Origin of the sequence: Mycobacterium vicinigordonae (assembly GCF_013466425.1) — a bacterium.
In the GTDB taxonomy this organism is placed as follows: domain Bacteria; phylum Actinomycetota; class Actinomycetes; order Mycobacteriales; family Mycobacteriaceae; genus Mycobacterium; species Mycobacterium vicinigordonae.
Genome location: NZ_CP059165.1, coordinates 3,696,027 through 3,711,178 on the forward strand (window position 1 = coordinate 3,696,027; position 15,152 = coordinate 3,711,178).

Annotated in this window: 14 protein-coding genes and 1 tRNA gene; 5 read left to right on the forward strand and 10 right to left on the reverse strand. The window is 64.0% G+C overall.

Annotated features, from left to right (window positions below; all coding sequences use genetic code 11):
* Positions 1–34: 34 nt before the first annotated feature.
* The 4 genes from H0P51_RS16665 to H0P51_RS16680 form a co-directional block, all read right to left on the reverse strand.
* Positions 35–682, reverse strand: a complete 648-nt coding sequence (locus tag H0P51_RS16665; protein ID WP_281373699.1) for a response regulator — start codon at positions 680–682, stop codon at positions 35–37.
* A gap of 50 nt (positions 683–732) precedes the next feature.
* On the reverse strand, positions 733–966 hold the full coding sequence (locus H0P51_RS16670) for a hypothetical protein (RefSeq protein ID WP_180913900.1): 234 nt from the start codon (positions 964–966) through the stop codon (positions 733–735).
* A gap of 435 nt (positions 967–1,401) precedes the next feature.
* Positions 1,402–1,929: a YbhB/YbcL family Raf kinase inhibitor-like protein gene (locus tag H0P51_RS16675; RefSeq protein WP_180913901.1), complete on the reverse strand. Its 528-nt coding sequence runs from the start codon at positions 1,927–1,929 to the stop codon at positions 1,402–1,404.
* A gap of 36 nt (positions 1,930–1,965) precedes the next feature.
* Positions 1,966–3,303: a M20/M25/M40 family metallo-hydrolase gene (locus H0P51_RS16680; RefSeq protein ID WP_180919023.1), complete on the reverse strand. Its 1,338-nt coding sequence runs from the start codon at positions 3,301–3,303 to the stop codon at positions 1,966–1,968.
* Between the two features lie 115 nt (positions 3,304–3,418).
* Between H0P51_RS16680 and H0P51_RS16685 the strand changes: the two genes are divergently transcribed.
* A tRNA-Leu gene (locus H0P51_RS16685) sits at positions 3,419–3,504 on the forward strand.
* A gap of 277 nt (positions 3,505–3,781) precedes the next feature.
* Here the strand turns inward: H0P51_RS16685 and H0P51_RS16690 are convergent.
* The 4 genes from H0P51_RS16690 to H0P51_RS16705 form a co-directional block, all read right to left on the reverse strand.
* Positions 3,782–4,900 (reverse strand): methyltransferase, encoded by a 1,119-nt coding sequence (locus H0P51_RS16690; RefSeq protein ID WP_180913902.1) that lies wholly within the window; start codon positions 4,898–4,900, stop codon positions 3,782–3,784.
* 390 nt (positions 4,901–5,290) lie between these two features.
* Positions 5,291–6,115, reverse strand: coding sequence for an SMP-30/gluconolactonase/LRE family protein (locus H0P51_RS16695; protein WP_180913903.1), 825 nt, complete (start codon positions 6,113–6,115; stop codon positions 5,291–5,293).
* Positions 6,116–6,120: 5 nt separating this feature from the next.
* Positions 6,121–6,990 (reverse strand): LLM class F420-dependent oxidoreductase, encoded by an 870-nt coding sequence (locus H0P51_RS16700; RefSeq protein ID WP_180913904.1) that lies wholly within the window; start codon positions 6,988–6,990, stop codon positions 6,121–6,123.
* A gap of 19 nt (positions 6,991–7,009) precedes the next feature.
* The gene (locus H0P51_RS16705) at positions 7,010–7,810 is read right to left on the reverse strand and encodes an SDR family oxidoreductase (protein ID WP_180913905.1); all 801 of its coding nucleotides are present in this window, start codon (positions 7,808–7,810) and stop codon (positions 7,010–7,012) included.
* Positions 7,811–8,033: 223 nt separating this feature from the next.
* Here H0P51_RS16705 and H0P51_RS16710 point away from each other — a divergent pair, with 223 nt between their 5' ends.
* The gene (locus H0P51_RS16710) at positions 8,034–8,513 is read left to right on the forward strand and encodes a TetR/AcrR family transcriptional regulator (protein WP_246398018.1); all 480 of its coding nucleotides are present in this window, start codon (positions 8,034–8,036) and stop codon (positions 8,511–8,513) included.
* Positions 8,514–8,574: 61 nt separating this feature from the next.
* Here H0P51_RS16710 and H0P51_RS16715 read toward each other — a convergent pair whose 3' ends face one another.
* Both H0P51_RS16715 and H0P51_RS16720 read right to left on the reverse strand, forming a co-directional pair.
* Positions 8,575–9,897: an FAD-binding oxidoreductase gene (locus H0P51_RS16715; RefSeq protein WP_180913907.1), complete on the reverse strand. Its 1,323-nt coding sequence runs from the start codon at positions 9,895–9,897 to the stop codon at positions 8,575–8,577.
* 338 nt (positions 9,898–10,235) lie between these two features.
* Positions 10,236–10,448: a hypothetical protein gene (locus H0P51_RS16720; protein WP_180913908.1), complete on the reverse strand. Its 213-nt coding sequence runs from the start codon at positions 10,446–10,448 to the stop codon at positions 10,236–10,238.
* Between H0P51_RS16720 and H0P51_RS16725 the strand changes: the two genes are divergently transcribed.
* The 3 genes from H0P51_RS16725 (at position 10,435) to H0P51_RS16735 (ending at position 14,958) form a co-directional block, all read left to right on the forward strand.
* Positions 10,435–11,613 carry an acyl-CoA dehydrogenase family protein gene (locus tag H0P51_RS16725; RefSeq protein WP_180913909.1) on the forward strand — a complete coding sequence of 393 codons (1,179 nt, stop codon included), beginning with the start codon at positions 10,435–10,437 and terminating at the stop codon, positions 11,611–11,613. The two genes, H0P51_RS16720 and H0P51_RS16725, sit on opposite strands and share 14 nt — an antisense overlap.
* Positions 11,614–11,726: 113 nt before the next feature.
* Positions 11,727–12,614: an LLM class F420-dependent oxidoreductase gene (locus tag H0P51_RS16730; RefSeq protein ID WP_180913910.1), complete on the forward strand. Its 888-nt coding sequence runs from the start codon at positions 11,727–11,729 to the stop codon at positions 12,612–12,614.
* Between the two features lie 820 nt (positions 12,615–13,434).
* Positions 13,435–14,958, forward strand: coding sequence for a PfaD family polyunsaturated fatty acid/polyketide biosynthesis protein (locus tag H0P51_RS16735; protein WP_213016701.1), 1,524 nt, complete (start codon positions 13,435–13,437; stop codon positions 14,956–14,958).
* Positions 14,959–15,152 lie beyond the last annotated feature (194 nt).

Consider the following 15,152-nt stretch of genomic DNA (forward strand, 5'->3'; position numbering starts at 1 on the left):
GTGGTGGAACCGAAATGAAATCGCCACCGTCACATCATTCGAGAAGTCGACGCCGCATCGCTTCGGCGACTGCGGCCCCGCGATCAGAAACACCGAATTTGTCGTAGAGGCTGCGGGTGTGGGACTTGACGGTACTACGCGCCAGATGCAGGCGCGTAGCGATCTGGGGAACCGATAGCCCCTCCGCCATCATCGTGATGACTTGGGTCTCGCGCGCGGTCAGTGACGTCGTGGCACCTCTACCGCGCCGTTTGACTTCGGCGGCCAATCCCCTGGCGATGCCCGGTGGCAAATACGCGTCACCCTCAGCACACTTGATCACTGCCTGCACAATCTCGTCGCTGTCGGCTTCCTTGGTCAAGTACCCCGAAGCCCCCTTGGCCAGTGCCTTATAGACCACCTGGCTGTCATCGAAGGCGCTCAACAACAGCACGCTGGTGGGCAGCCCGTCGCGGGTAATCGCGTGGGTGACCTCGAGGCCATCCAGGTTCGGCATTCGGTAGTCCAGAAGTGCGACTGCGGGCTTATGTTTGCGGACAGCTTCGAGCGCAGCGCGTCCATCGGCGGCCTGACCGACAACCTCCACCCGCCCGCTGGACATCAGGGCGCACACAACACCGAGCCGCACCACCGGATGATCGTCGGCGATGACGACGGTGATGCGTTCAGAACCTTCGGGCACGGGCCACTCCATATCTCTCGCACGCGAACGAAGCTGTCGGGCAACGATATTCACGATGTATCAAGACTTTGAGCGGTCGCTGATGTCGATCCGGCCACTCGATCACGGCTCACAGAGTTCGGCACCGTCAGCGCGGGCGCCGTTGACGCTGCCGTTTCCATCGGCGCCGCCCCGACCACCCGTACCACCGCAGCCGCCGGCACATTCCCCGAACTCGGGGCGGAACCTGCCACCTCGGTGGCTGCCGCTGCGAGTGCTTCCTGGCCGATCAAGACATACGACATGGCTTCGATCCCTCAGATCTAAGTGGCGCCGTGCCCAGTTGGAGCCCCTCTGATCACCCTCACGCACCGCGGCGACTGCCGTCCTCGCCCAGATGTCTGATTCGCGGGATGGAATTTTCTCCCCCGGTAGGGGGAGAAAGCAGACAGGGCCGCAGCGATCGGGGCCCGTCGTCTAAGCAGACTGCGACGAAATCGGCTGCATGGCAGCGCCGTTCAGCGCGCCGCCGCAACGGTGGTCACGCCACGCGGCCCAGCTGCGCGACTCGGCCGTCTCTCGAATGACCAAGCAGTACAACCATTTCCTGCTGGTACTCACGCCGCGGCGGCCCAAATCCACCGGTCGGCGCCTGGAACAGCGCGCGCTGGTTGCGGCGCGCGACGCCACCTGCCCGGCAGTACCGCCGGGCAGACCAGAACTCAGGCGGGCGCCCGCGGTTAGGTCTGCTCGTACGTGGCGTGGATGACGGCGCGGGCGATCGCGTGCTGGAACAGGTTGAAACCCAGGAAGGCCGGACTGGCGTCTTCGGCAAGATCGAGTTTGTCGACGTCCACCGCGTGCACGGCGACGTAGTAGCGGTGCGGGCCGTGCCCGGGCGGCGGGGCGGCGCCGATGTAGCGGCGCATCCCGGCATCGTTGACCAACGTCAGCGCTCCACCGGGCAGATTGCTGCCGTCGCCGGCGCCGGCCGGCAATTCGGTGACGTCGACGGGAAGGTTGGCCACCGCCCAGTGCCAGAACCCCGACGCGGTAGGCGCGTCGGGGTCGTACACCGTGACCGCGAAGCTGCGGGTCTCCGCCGGGAAGTCCGTCCAGCTCAGCTGCGGGCTGACATCCTCGCCGCCGGCGCCCATGATCCCACTGACCTGAGGCTTGGCCAGCGGTTGCCCGTCGGTGATGGACTCCGACGTCAGGGTGAACGAGGGCAGCGCGGGCAGCGCGTCGTACGGGTTGGGCACGGTCATGGTCAATCCTCTCGTGTGGATCAGCGGTGGTCGGGATCAGCAGTGGGTCAAGAAGTGTGCCAGCACCTCGGTGCCAAACCGCAACGCCTCGATGGGTACCCGTTCGTCGACGCCGTGGAACAGCGACGAGAAATCCAGTTCCGGCGGCAGCCGCAGCGGGCTGAACCCGAAGCAACGAATCCCTAGACACGCAAACGATTTTGCGTCTGTACCGCCGGAAAGCATGTAGGGCACGGTGCGGCCGTCGGGGTCCACCGAGAGCACCGCAGCGTTCATCGCGTCGACTAGGTCACCGTCGAATGAGGTCTCGTAGGAATCCAGGCTGCGGATCCACTCGCGGGTCACGTCGGGCCCGATCAGCGCGTCCACCTCGGCCTCGAACGCCGCGAGCCGCCCGGGTAGCACGCGGCAGTCGATCACGGCTTCGGCCGTCGCCGGAACCACGTTGGCCTTGTACCCGGCATTGAGCATGGTCGGGTTGGCGGTGTCGTGCAGCACGGCCTTGAGCATGCGCGCCATCGGACCCAATTTGTCGATCATTCCGTCAAGGTCTGGCGAGGTGGTGTCGAAGGTCAAGCCGGTTTCCTCGCCTACGGCGGCCAAGAACTGCGCGACGGTGTCGGTGCAGACCAGCGGGAACTGGTGGCGGCCCAACCGGGCGACCGCTTCGGCGACGGCGGTGACCGCGTTCTGGTCGTGCACCATCGAGCCGTGCCCGGCGCGACCGCGAGCGGTCAGTCGCATCCATTGGATGCCCTTCTCGGCGGTCTCAATCAGATAGAGGCGGCGCTCGCCGCCGTCGTGGCGCGGTACCGTCAGCGAGAAGCCGCCAACCTCACCGATCGCTTCGGTCACCCCGTCGAACAACTCAGGCTGGTTGTCGACCAGCCACTGCGCCCCGTATTTGCCGCCGTTTTCCTCATCGGCAAGGAACGCGAAGACCAGATCGCGCGGCGGCACAATGCCAGCCCGCTTGAAGTGGCGGGCCAGCACCAGCGTCATGCCCACCATGTCCTTCATATCGACCGCGCCGCGGCCCCACACGTAGCCGTCTGCGATGGCGCCGGAGAACGGGTGCACGCTCCAATCAGCGGGTTCGGCCGGGACCACGTCGAGGTGTCCGTGAATCATCAGAGCGCCGCGGGACCGGTCGGCGCCGGGCAGTCGTGCGAACACGTTGCCGCGCCCAGGCGCTCCGGACTCCACATAGTGGGTGGCGTAGCCGACCTCGGCGAGTTGCTCGGCGATCCATTGGGCGCACTGCGCTTCGCCCTTGGTGGTTTCGAGTTCGCCGGTGTTGGAGGTGTCGAATCGGATCAGCTTGCTGACCACCTCGGCCACATCATCCAGCGGACCACTGAGGTCTCTGGTCACCGGCCGTTGTGGTGTCACAGTCACCTTTCCTACCACTACCGACGCCACTGGGTCGGGCCAACCCGATTGGGCCGAAGCGAACCGATCCGATAGCCTTAGCTGCCAAGTTAATCTTGTCCGAGTGGCGGAATGGCAGACGCGCTAGCTTGAGGTGCTAGTGCCCTACTAATGGGCGTGGGGGTTCAAGTCCCCCCTCGGACACACGACGGAGCCGAGCGAAATGAACGCTTGCGTGCATTTCCGAGGCGATGGAGTGTGTTGAGCGGCGCAGCCGCGATCACACATCCGGCGACACGACTTAGGTCGGCAGTCGCCGTGACTCGCTGATGATGCGGGTCGTAGTCAAGACGCAGGCCCCAGGCTCGCGTACACCTCAGTCCGTTCTGCCCTGGTCGCCTCACCCCGCTTAGCCGACTTGGCGCTGCAAGGCCGCGTAGCGTCGTGAGGTTCACTGGTGGTTACCTCCTGACGCCAACGCCTATGTCGAAGCCACCGTCGCCTCGACGATACTGAACGGAGATGCGGTCTCAATCACTCGGTTCATCTGGAGACCAGCCTCTTTCAGCAATCGGTCGTACTGGGCAGCCGTACGCTCGCGGGCGGAGCTGCAGATCAGCATCTCTAGGTCGGCCCACTTAGCCAAGTGTTCCCGGTTATGTTCGGGGATAACGAATTCCACCAACAAGACATTCTTGCCGACACCAGCTGCCCTGCGAACGTTGCGTAGGATCTGCACTGCTTCGTCATCGGGCCAGTCGTGAATGATGTGCTTTAGGACGTAGGCGTCGCCGCCATCTGGCACATTGTCGAAGAACGAGCCTGCCTCGACACTCACGCGGTCATCGACGTGGTGCCGACGAAGCGTCACCGCCGCGCCGGCAATCACGTGAGGTAGGTCGAACAGCACACCGCGCGTGCCCGGGGCGGTCGTCAAGACCCCAGCCAGAAGTCGGCCGTGGCCGCCACCGACGTCGACGACGGTTCTAAAAGCGTCAAAGTCGTACGCGGCGATCACCGGCGCGATCGACAGCTCCGAAACGCCGGTCATCGCCTGGTTGAAGATGTCGGCGAGCTCGGGTTCGTCGGCGAGGTAGTCGAATATCGACTTTCCACGCAGCGTGGGCACAACGGCGCGGCCGGTGCGGACCGCGTCGGTCAGATGGCTCCAATGCTCCCGGTGCTGGGCAGAGCCCACCCATCGCGCCTCGGCGGCCAACGACACCTCAGCGTCGAGCCGGAGAGTGGCAGCCAGCGGTGTCAGGTCGTAGCAACCGTCGCGGCGTTGGCGAAATACACCTCGTGTTATCAGTGCCCGCAGGAGGCGACTGAGCGCGTCGGCGTCAGCATTGACTTCGATGGCCAGTTCCTCGGCCGACAGCGGCCCTTTCGCCAGCGCATCCGCGATACCCAGATCTGCCGCCGCGGTGATGGCCTGGGCAGTCCAAGCCCCCATCAGCAGATCGATGATCACCGCTTGAGGTGGAGCCAGCGCGCGGTGGAATCGATCGACTTGGTAACGAAAGGCATCAACGGCCCGCACCACCTTGGCCGGCGGTGTCTGGCGGCGAAACGTGGCCGTAAGAGCTGACATAGGCATGAGCGGTGTCCTTAACTTGTCGACAGCGAAGTTTTACCACTGCCACTATTCAATATATATATCCTATATCGCATGGGCGAGCGGTGCCACGAGACAAGCCTCAACGGCCGTATCGATCCGCGTTGCGCCCCAATGCCGCGGCCCAGACCACAGTCTTAGAAACCGCCATGAGGCTGTTCCTTCAACGTGGCTGCGCCAAAGTCACGTCACCGACAATGCGGACGAGGTCGGGCGACGCCGACCGCCGCACGGCACGGCATCACATCAGTAGTTGACGAATGCTGTTGTTGCTCATAGTTGTAACGCAGGTCTAGTTCGCCTACGTCGCCTCCTTTCCGGCTGCCCCCATCAAGTTTGGGCGCTAATCCGATGGCCGCTGCGAGGCGTCGTCTATCGCGATGCGCACTTGATGCGCAGCAAAGATTGCGCGTGCGCGGCGGTGACATACAACTCGCCGGGTTCGACCCCGCAGCACACGTTGGTGGGCGCTGAACCCGTTGGCAGGTCGAGACGGTCACGTAGCTCACCGGCAGGTCCGACCAGTTCGATGCGATCGGCGTTGTGCATCGCCGCCCAGATGTCGCCGGCCGCGGTGACCGCGATTCCGTCTGGCCAGTCCCCGGCGAAGTGGCACAGGGTATGCACCTGCTGTGTGGTTGTGGGCGTCGGCAGCGCGCAGGACAGCAGTTGCGACGGCAGCGTAGCGGTGAGCAGCAATGCGCTCTCGTCAGGTCTGAGGCCTATCCCGTTGAGCGATACCGGACCTGGATCGATTCGCGGCTCGGCACGTGCCGCTGCCACGTCGACCAGCCACACTATTCCGGGCTGTGCGTCCTGAGGCCTCGACGGGTCGAACTCGGCGCCGGAGTCGGTGACCCATAGCTGGCCCGCGCTATCGATCGTCACGTCGTTGGGGGCGCGCAGATCCGCTACCACGTACTCCACCGCAGCACCGGTAATAGCCTGGATTCCAGGAGGAGCGGCTGCGCTGGCTCCCCAGATCCCGCCGTTCTGGGCGATGAAAATGGTCCCGTCGTCGCCGACTGCCAGCCCACTAGGCCCGCCGCCCGTCCCGATGCGCTGCACGGGACCGCCGTTGGGATCGACGATATAGACCGCTCCGTGGCTGACCGACGCCACCGCGATGCGTCCATCGGCAAGCAACACCGGCGCCTCCGTGAAGCCGAGTCCATCGGCGATCACCTCGATTCGCATGGCGCTCAACCGATCTGCGCGGCGCGCGGAACGATCTGCTCACACAGCCGCGCGACGAAACCCGCTGGATCCGGATTGGGCGGAAGTGGACCGACGTTGACCAGATCGACACCCAGAGCCGCGTATTGCTCCATCTCACGCAGATACGCTGATACATCGTCAAACGGGTCGCGGACCAGACCGGCCGTCTTGCGGATCTCGGCAGGATCGCGGTCGACATCGGTGCAGTGGCGTTCGAGCACCTCGATTTTGTGTGCCAGCTGATCGACCGACGAGACACTGACATTCCATACATCGGCGTACTGGGCGACCAGGCGCAGGGTCTTCTTCTCCCCAGCACCGCCGATCATGATCGGAATTCGCTGCAGCGGCAGCGGCTGGCAGATCGTCTCGGCAAGTTGGTAGTGCGACCCCAGGTACGGCCCGCAGTCAGCGCTCCACATCTGCCGGCAGACTTGAACGGTTTCTTCGAGCATCTCGAAGCGAGCCCGAAGCGGCGGGAACGGGATGCCCAGTGCCAGGTGCTCGCGCTGATACCACGCAGCACCGAGTCCGAGCATGGAGCGGCCCCGCGACAAAACGTCAAGTGTGGCCACGACTTTTGCCAACACACCGGGATAGCGGTAGGTGACACCGGTGACCAGCATGCTCAACGTGATGGTCTTCGTCTTGGCCGCTAGAAAGCCCAGCGAGGTATAACCCTCCAAAAAGGGGTCCTCCGCCTTGCCCAGGCTCTCCATCTGCAGGAAATGATCGGCCAGGGTGAGCATGGTCATGCCACCGGCCTCGGCGGTCAGCGCCACATCTGTCAGCGTGTGGTCGAATCCGCCGGCCGAAACGGTGACGAAATCGACGAAGTGCAAACCTAGTTCCATTGGAATCGATTCCTTTCGGCTAGAGAGCGCGCGAGCTGCCGCCGTCGATGACGTATTCGGCTCCGGTGATGTAGGCGGCCCGGGGCGAGACCAGGAACGCGACCAGTTCGGCGACATCGGCGGGGTGGCCAAAACCTCCCGTCGGTATGCCGCCGAGTGTCTTGATCAGCTCTTTCATCGCGCGGTCGTAGCTGGTTCCCTGCTGGTCTGCCAACTCACCGACCATCTGCTTGGCCGCGTCAGTCTCGACCGCACCCGGGGCCACCGCATTGACGCGAATACCGCTGGTTCCCAGCTCATTTGCCAGCGCCTTGCTGTAATTCGCCAGCGCGGACTTGGCCGCGGCGTAGGGCACCGCGGTGGGCAATGGTGCCCGACGTGCGATCGAGGTGATGTGCACGATCGCCCCGCTGCCACGCTCGACCATGGCTGGAATAAGTTGGCGATCCAATCGGACCGCGGCCAAGAAATTGGTGTTGATCGCCCACTGCCAGTCAGCCTCGGTCAGTGCCGCGATCCCGCCGTCGGCCTGCGGTGAACCGCCGACATTGTCGACGACAATGTCGATCTCGCCGAGTCGAAGCGTCGCCTCGCGAGCGAGGATGTCTATGCCCTCGGGGGTGCTGACATCGGCGACGACGACCTCCTCCGCCGCGCTGTTGCTGTGCATCGAGCGGGCCGCAACCACGACCCTGGCGCCACCGGCACGAAGTCGTTCGGCGATGGCGCGGCCGATTCCGCGGGTGCCCCCGGTCACCACTGCGTTCTTTCCAACGAACTCCTTGCTGTCGATGCGAAAATCGGTTCGCGATGTGGTCACGTCATCTCCTGTCGGCCGGCGGGGCAACCCCCGCCGTGAGGCTGGGGTGACTATTGTGGACTCGCGGTCCGTTTTCTACTATACGGACCGGCGGTCCGAATTTAAACAACGGGAACGGAGGCCCCCACCCGTGGTCCGATCTGATGCCGCGCGAAATCGTGCGTCGATACTTGCCTGCGCCGACGAGCTATTCGCCCGCACACATTCGCCAGCAGCGGTGACGATGGAGGAGGTCGCCACCGCTGCTGGAGTCGGGAAGGGGACACTGTTCCGACGTTTCGGAGATCGTGCCGAGCTGATCCGCGCCGTCGTCGAGCATCGATCCGCAGCGCTACGCGATGCCGTCGAGCACGGGCCCCCTCCGCTCGGGCCCGATACCGCCGCGCGCGAGCGCCTTGCCGCGCTGCTGCACGCCCTGGTGGATTTTAAAGTGCGCAATCGCGCGCTGTCACTGGCCATGGAATCATCGCGGGACGGCAATCCTTATGGCCTGAACTACCAATGGATGCACCAGGTATTCACCCATACACTCGAAACGCTTTCGCCGCCAATGGATTCCGCGTGGTTGGCGCATACCCTACTTGCGGCGGTACGGGCCGATCTTGTCGAATACCTTACCGAAACAGAGGGATACAGTGTCACCGCACTGAATGACCAGCTGAGCGACCTCGTCAACCACCTCACCCAACACCCTCGCGCATAGCCCGATACTCGTCCGGGTGCAATGCTGCTACGCGGTCACCCAGAATGGCTGTCAAGCCAGGTCACGGTAGGGGGATGGCGTCGAAGATATGCTCGGGGTCGTAGCGCCGTTTCGCCTCCAAGAGCCGGCTCCGATTGGTTCGATAGGCATCTCGCGCGCGCGAATCGTCCGGCGCCATGAGGTTGGCCCAACCGCCGGGCAGTGCGATGTCGTCGAGTCGGCGCAAGGTTCGCTCCAACCAGTCGCGTTCGGTGCGCCCATCGCCGGCCGTCCACATTCCGAGGATCTCGACCACCAGATGTGGCTCGCGGTGTGCAAAAGACGTGGCGCTGACGGGGATTCGCGTCGCCGCACCGTGTGCGTGGTGAACGATGACCACGCACTGGGCCGGCATGGAGTCGACCGACGCGATGAATGCGTCGATGAACGCTTCGTTTATCTCTGGCACGATACGTGCCCCCGCCCAATAGTTCGCTCCGGCAGGGAAGGTTTCGGACGCGATACGCGCCATGTCGGCAATGCGACGTCGTGAGACGTCGTCGAGGACCGGTACACCGAGGTTCCGCACGCGGTGGATGTGGGCTTCGGCGACGTCCTGCGGGCCCGCCCACACTGGGCTCGTGAACACGACCGGTCCATCCGGTGTTCGCATCGCACTGAACACCACGTCGAATGCGTCGGCGATATCGCGGTACACATCGGCCAGTCCGCGCAGGACGCGGCGCGCCTGCGGCCATCCGAATGCAACCGCGCCGGCGGTCACCTCCGATATCGGATGAAGACGCACCTCGATCTCGACGACGACGCCGAAATTGCCTCCCCCACCGCGCAACGCCCAAAAGAGCTCGAGTTCGCGCTCGGTGTCGGTGTCGACGATGCTTCCATCGCCCAACACCACCCGGGCCGACAGCAGGTTGTCCACGCCCATACCCGCTACCCCGATGAGCGGTCCGTAGCCGCCGCCGAGGACGAGACCCACGACGCCCACGGAGCCGACCGAGCCAACCGCGGCACATCGGCCGTGGACCGCTGCCGCCCCGAGCAGATCGTCGGCGACGGCGCCTCCACCGACTCGTGCCGTATCGCCGCGAATCTCCACCCCACGCATGTCCGCAAGATCGATGACCAGGCCCCCGGGCCGGATGGCGCGGCCAGCGAAGTCGTGACCTCCGCCGCGTACCGAGATCGCCAGCTCGTGGCGGCGTGCCACCCGGACGGTATCGGCCACTTCCACCGCGGTCTGCGGGCGCACGATCACCGCAGGCACGTGGTCGACAGCGCCGTTCCATACCCGCCGCTGTCGCTCGAAGTCCGCGCCGCCCAGGACACGACCGTCGGGCAGGTCTGCGGCGAGCCGGGTTGCGATCGATGACGTGATGGACACGAGATTCTCCTAGTGGACCCGAGCCTAGAAACGGCCCGCTGAATTCACTTGTTGGTTGACGGCGACTTTGGCGTAACCCCGCTGAAGGAACAGCGTCATGGCGATCGCCAGGAGCGTGGCGCGGGTCTGGGCTGCGCTTCGTTGCGCAACGGGGAGCGATATGTCCGCTCAGGCTTGGCGTTTGGGCACCTGTCGACCATACGATGTAGCCTACATATAATCAATATAGCTTTGATACAGCCGATAGTTGTTTGCCAGAGTTAAGGAGCTCATGCCAATTTCAGCTCTTACCAGCAGGTTTAGCCGCGAGGCACCGCCAGCCAAGATGGTGCGGACCGTCAAGACCATTCACCACGATCTCGATCGACCGCACCGCGCGCTGGCACGTCCCCGGCAACTGTGTCGCCGGACAGGTCCGCGGTGTGTCCGACGACGACCGTCGCCGCCGATTCGAACACCATCGACACATGAGAAAAAGGGCTCGGCGACGTCGGCATTCGCACTGTGCCAGAGAAACGAACGATCGCGAGGACAACGATGACGAAGTTCACAACAGAGAACCCGAAATCCGACGAATTACGGGAGACGGCAACACGTTTGCAGCCACTGCTGCGGGAATTCGCCGCTTACGGCGACGACCATCGACGGGCAGCCGACGAACTGATCGACGCGTTACGGGTGGCCGGTATGTTCCGGCTGTCGACACCGGCCCGGTTCGGCGGCCACCAGATCGACACCCACACATTGCTGGACATCACCACCCGGCTCGGCATGGCCGATGCCTCGGCTGCGTGGTTGGTCGCGGTGGCGTCCACGGGCGCCTGGATGCTCGACACCTACGCTTCCAATGAAGCCAAAGAAGAGGTGTTCGGGGCGGATCCCGACGCCTGCATCGCCGGAGCCGGCGAATCTGGAAGCGGCCAGCGCGTCGACGGCGGCTTGCTGATCACCGGACGTTGGCCGTACGCCTCGGGCTCGGTCCACGCGACGTGGGCGGTCCTGGGCGCTGGGGTTGCCGGCGCCGAAGGCGCGCCCGACGAGGCCTACTTCTGCCTGGTGCCTGCGTCCGAGGTGACGCTCGAAGACACCTGGCACACGGTCGGAATGCGCGGCACCGGCAGCAATACCTGGGTCGCGCAGGACGTGTTCGTGCCCGCCCATCGGTTGATCTCGTTGACGCCGACGGCCGAGGACTCGCCGACGGAGACGCCGCCACCGTTCGGATCGGTGTTCATGCTGGTCGCCGCGGCGGGGCTGGCCGGACCACTGCTCGGTGCCGGACGCGCGGCCCTGGACCTGGTGATCCAGGACGCACCGGACAAGGGCGTGCACCACACCGTACTGGCCCGGCGCAGCGAGTCGGTCGGCGTACAGATTCAAGTCGGCGAGGCCGCCCTGAAACTGCGTACCGCCGAACTGCACGTGCGCGCTGTAGCCGATGACTTAGCCGGCCACAGGCAGGGTGCACTCGACTACGACCGGCGCGCGCAGGCCCGAGCGGATTACGGTTACGCCATGGCGCAAGCGCTCCAGGCGATGACCATCCTGGTGAACGTCCACGGTGCCGGTTCCTTCGCCGAAACCAGTGCGATGCAGCGCCACTTCCGTGACGTCAACACCGCCGCCCGCCATGCCGGGTTCAACCCGATGGTCGGCTACGAAGTGCTCGGCAAAGCGCTGCTCGGACAGTCCGAGCGCATTTGCCCGATGTTATAAGGCGCGGAGAGCTTCTGCCGACGATACGTGTCGCAACACGGCATCAACCCCTTGACCGCACGGCCGGAAACGTTGCCGTTACACAGAAATAAGTTCACGAAGGAGTCGTGGCCATGGAAATAGGTATCCACTACATCGACTTTCTGCCCAACAATCCCGAGAGATTAGCCCCCACTCTCGCAGCAACTGCCAAGGCCGCAGAAGAGTTGGGGGCAACCATGTTTAGCTGTGGCGACCACTTTTTCCAGGTCGAGAACCTCGGCTTACTCGACGTGACCGGTGTCGGCCAGGCCGACGACCCCTACCTCGAGGGATATACCAGCCTCGGCTTCATCGCTGGCCAAACCAGCACAATTGCTCTGGCCATGTTGGTCACGGGAGTGACTTATCGCCACCCCGGTGTGCTTGCCAAGACCATCAGCACGCTTGACATTCTTTCGCAGGGCCGGGCAACTCTGGGAATTGGCGCAGCCTGGTATCAGCGCGAACACCTGGCGCTTGGGGTGCCTTTCCCGCGGGCGCGAACTCGTCTGGAGATGCTGGAAGAAACCCTGCAGATCTGCCGACAAATGTGGAGCCCAAACAACGGGCCCTATACGGGCAAGCACTACCACCTGGCGGAAACGATATGCGAACCCCAACCGCTGGGCCCCTTACCGATTCTCGTCGGCGGCGACGGTAAGACCACAACACTTCTCGCAGCTCGATACGGCGACGCATGGAACAGCGTGGCCTCCCCCGAGCAACTTCCGCAACAACTCGACACGCTGCGTCGGCATTGCGACGCTGTGGGCCGGGACTTCGCAACGCTTCGGCTCACTGCTGGGCTGTTCACGAACCCCTTTGATGACCTCGACGGCTACCTCGCAACCCTGGAACGCTACGCCGCGCTGGGCATCGAACTGGTCAACGTTGGACCTTTTCCCGGTGACCCAGACCCCGAAGGCTTCGTGCGACGAGTCGGGGAACGAATTATCCCCGTCGCTAACCAATTCGAATAACCACAGAGCCGCCTGAAGTAACAAGAAGCGCACCAATGCCATGCCGTAACTCAGTTGGTGGACACCACGCCGCATCGTCCAGCACGGTGTCCACCTCGTCCGCCGGCTACGGGATCAGGAGCAGAGCGCCGAGAACCGCCGCGGTGGGCCTTCTACTGGCGGTGCTGTGTACGGCAGCCTGTGCCAGAACGCGGCCCGGCAGCGTGCCCCGGAACGTTCAGGTCGGAAATCGGTTCATCCCCAATCAGGTTGGCGCGTCTGGTCGGGGCCAGGTCGTGGTGCGGGGAAAGGACTTACTGCGAGACGGACGGCCATGAGCCGCGCCCCCAACCGAATCCGCAGAACTGATGTCGGAGACTGTTCCGCGATCAAATTACTGCGGTCTGCGAGTATCCGGTAATTACCGCAGGAGGGGCCGCTCCACCGCTTTTCGCCTGACTCTTGTCAGAGGGTGTTCGACTCGGCGTCGTCACCTCATGACAGGGTGGGTATCGACGCCGCATGACAGGGTGGGTATCGACGCCGCCAATTGCCCACCACATTCTGGCAAGGCCTCGAATGAGGCGAGCACGGACCGTAGGCTCGATACCCACGTAACGGATGTTAATGAGACACTCGTCCAGATTTCTTGAGTTATGTCGTCCACCCGGCAATACACGTCGCTAGCGGTTATTGAGGGAAATTGGCAGTCAATCAGCAGCCGGCCGCCGCCGGAGGGCTTCCCGCCGAGCCGGGGGCAAGCCCGGTTCTGGGTGGGTGGCGTCCGCGGCCTGTGCCCGCCGCATTTGCGCCCCAAGACATAGTTCACATCCTCCAATACGTGCGCCACCCGGTTCACGTGGTGCGCGAAGTGGCCAGCGGGCAACTGGGCCTGGCCATGGGGGGCGAGTTGGTGGACGCCGCCGCTTCCGAGATATCCCTGGTAGGAACGCTGCCCCCGATGTACCCGGAGTGGCTGGGTGACCGCCAGTTCTGCGAGGCCAGGGGAATCCGTTTTCCTTATGTCACCGGAGCGATGGCCAATGGTATCGCGACGCCAGCGTTGGTGGTGGCGGTGGCTGAAGCCGGCATGCTGGGTTTCTTCGGCGCGGGCGGTCTGTCATATGCCAACGTGGAACGAGGGCTGGCCGACATCCAGGCGAGGTTGGCGGGCCGAACCGGACTCGCCTGGGGCGCAAATCTGATCCACTCGCCCAACGAAGTTGCACTCGAGTCGCGTGTCGCTGAGCTTTACATCGCACGAGACGTCCGCGTGGTCGAGGCATCGGCGTTCATGAAACTAACGCCTGCGGTCGTCCACTACGCCTTGTCAGGTCTGTCGACCGATCCGGCTGGGGCCATCATCCGCAAGAACCATGTGATGGCGAAGGTTTCCCGACCCGAGGTCGCGCGCATGTTCATGGAACCCGCGCCGGCGGCCTTGGTGTCGGCGCTCGAAGCGTCCGGCAAGCTGACCGCGCGAGAAGCCGAACTTTCCCGACACGTACCGGTGGCCGAAGACATCACGGTCGAGGCCGACAGCGGCGGACATACCGACAATCGTCCGCTGCCGGCGCTCTTCTCAGAAATCATGCTGCTGCGGGACAAGCTGGCGCAGCAGCACCGCCTGAATTCTTGCGTACGTGTGGGCGCCGGCGGCGGTCTCGGTACGCCGCAGTCTGTTGCTGGCGCGTTCGCGATGGGAGCTGCATACGTGCTGACCGGCTCGATCAACCAAGCATGTGTCGAGTCAGGACTGTCCGCCCGCGCGCGCGCAATGCTCGCACAAACCGGGGTGGCGGACGTGATGATGGCGCCCGCCGCGGACATGTTCGAGATGGGAGTGAAACTGCAGGTACTCAAGCGCGGCTCGATGTTCGGCCCACGCGCCAGGAAGCTGTACGAGTGGTATGCCGGCAGCCCAGACCTCGGTGCAGTCGTGAGCCGACATGGCACGGAGCTGGAGAAGATCCTCGGCAAGAGCGCAGACGAAGTCTGGACTGAGACGCAGCGATACTGGGACCAGCGTGACCCTGCGGTACTCGAACTCGCGAAACGGGACCCCAAGTATCAGATGGCTCTGGTGTTCCGCTGGTACCTCGGCAAATCAAGCCAGTGGGCGATCGACGGCGACCCCGATCGAGTCCTGGACTACCAGATCTGGTGCGGTCCATCCATGGGAGCCTTCAATAGCTGGGTGGCAGGTAGTTATCTGGCGCCGTGTGAGCACCGCAATGTCGACCAGGTGGCGCTGAATCTGCTCGAAGGTGCCGCGCAAATCAGCCGGGCGCAGCAGGCCCGCGCGTGCGGGGTACCCGTCCCGCCGAGCGCATTTCATTACATTCCTCGCAAGCTGTGCTTATAGATCGGAATCCTGGTTACGACGCTGCCGATGTCTTATTCGCGGCGATCTGCTGCACCGGGGCGGTCTAGTATAAATTCCCGGCGAGCGCTCGACCTGTCTCTCCGCTGGTCAATAACGCAATTCTGGACGGCCAGTCTTGGATTTGGAGCTGCTGTGCCACGATGCTGTTCCGGGAGACGATGTACAGAGGAGAT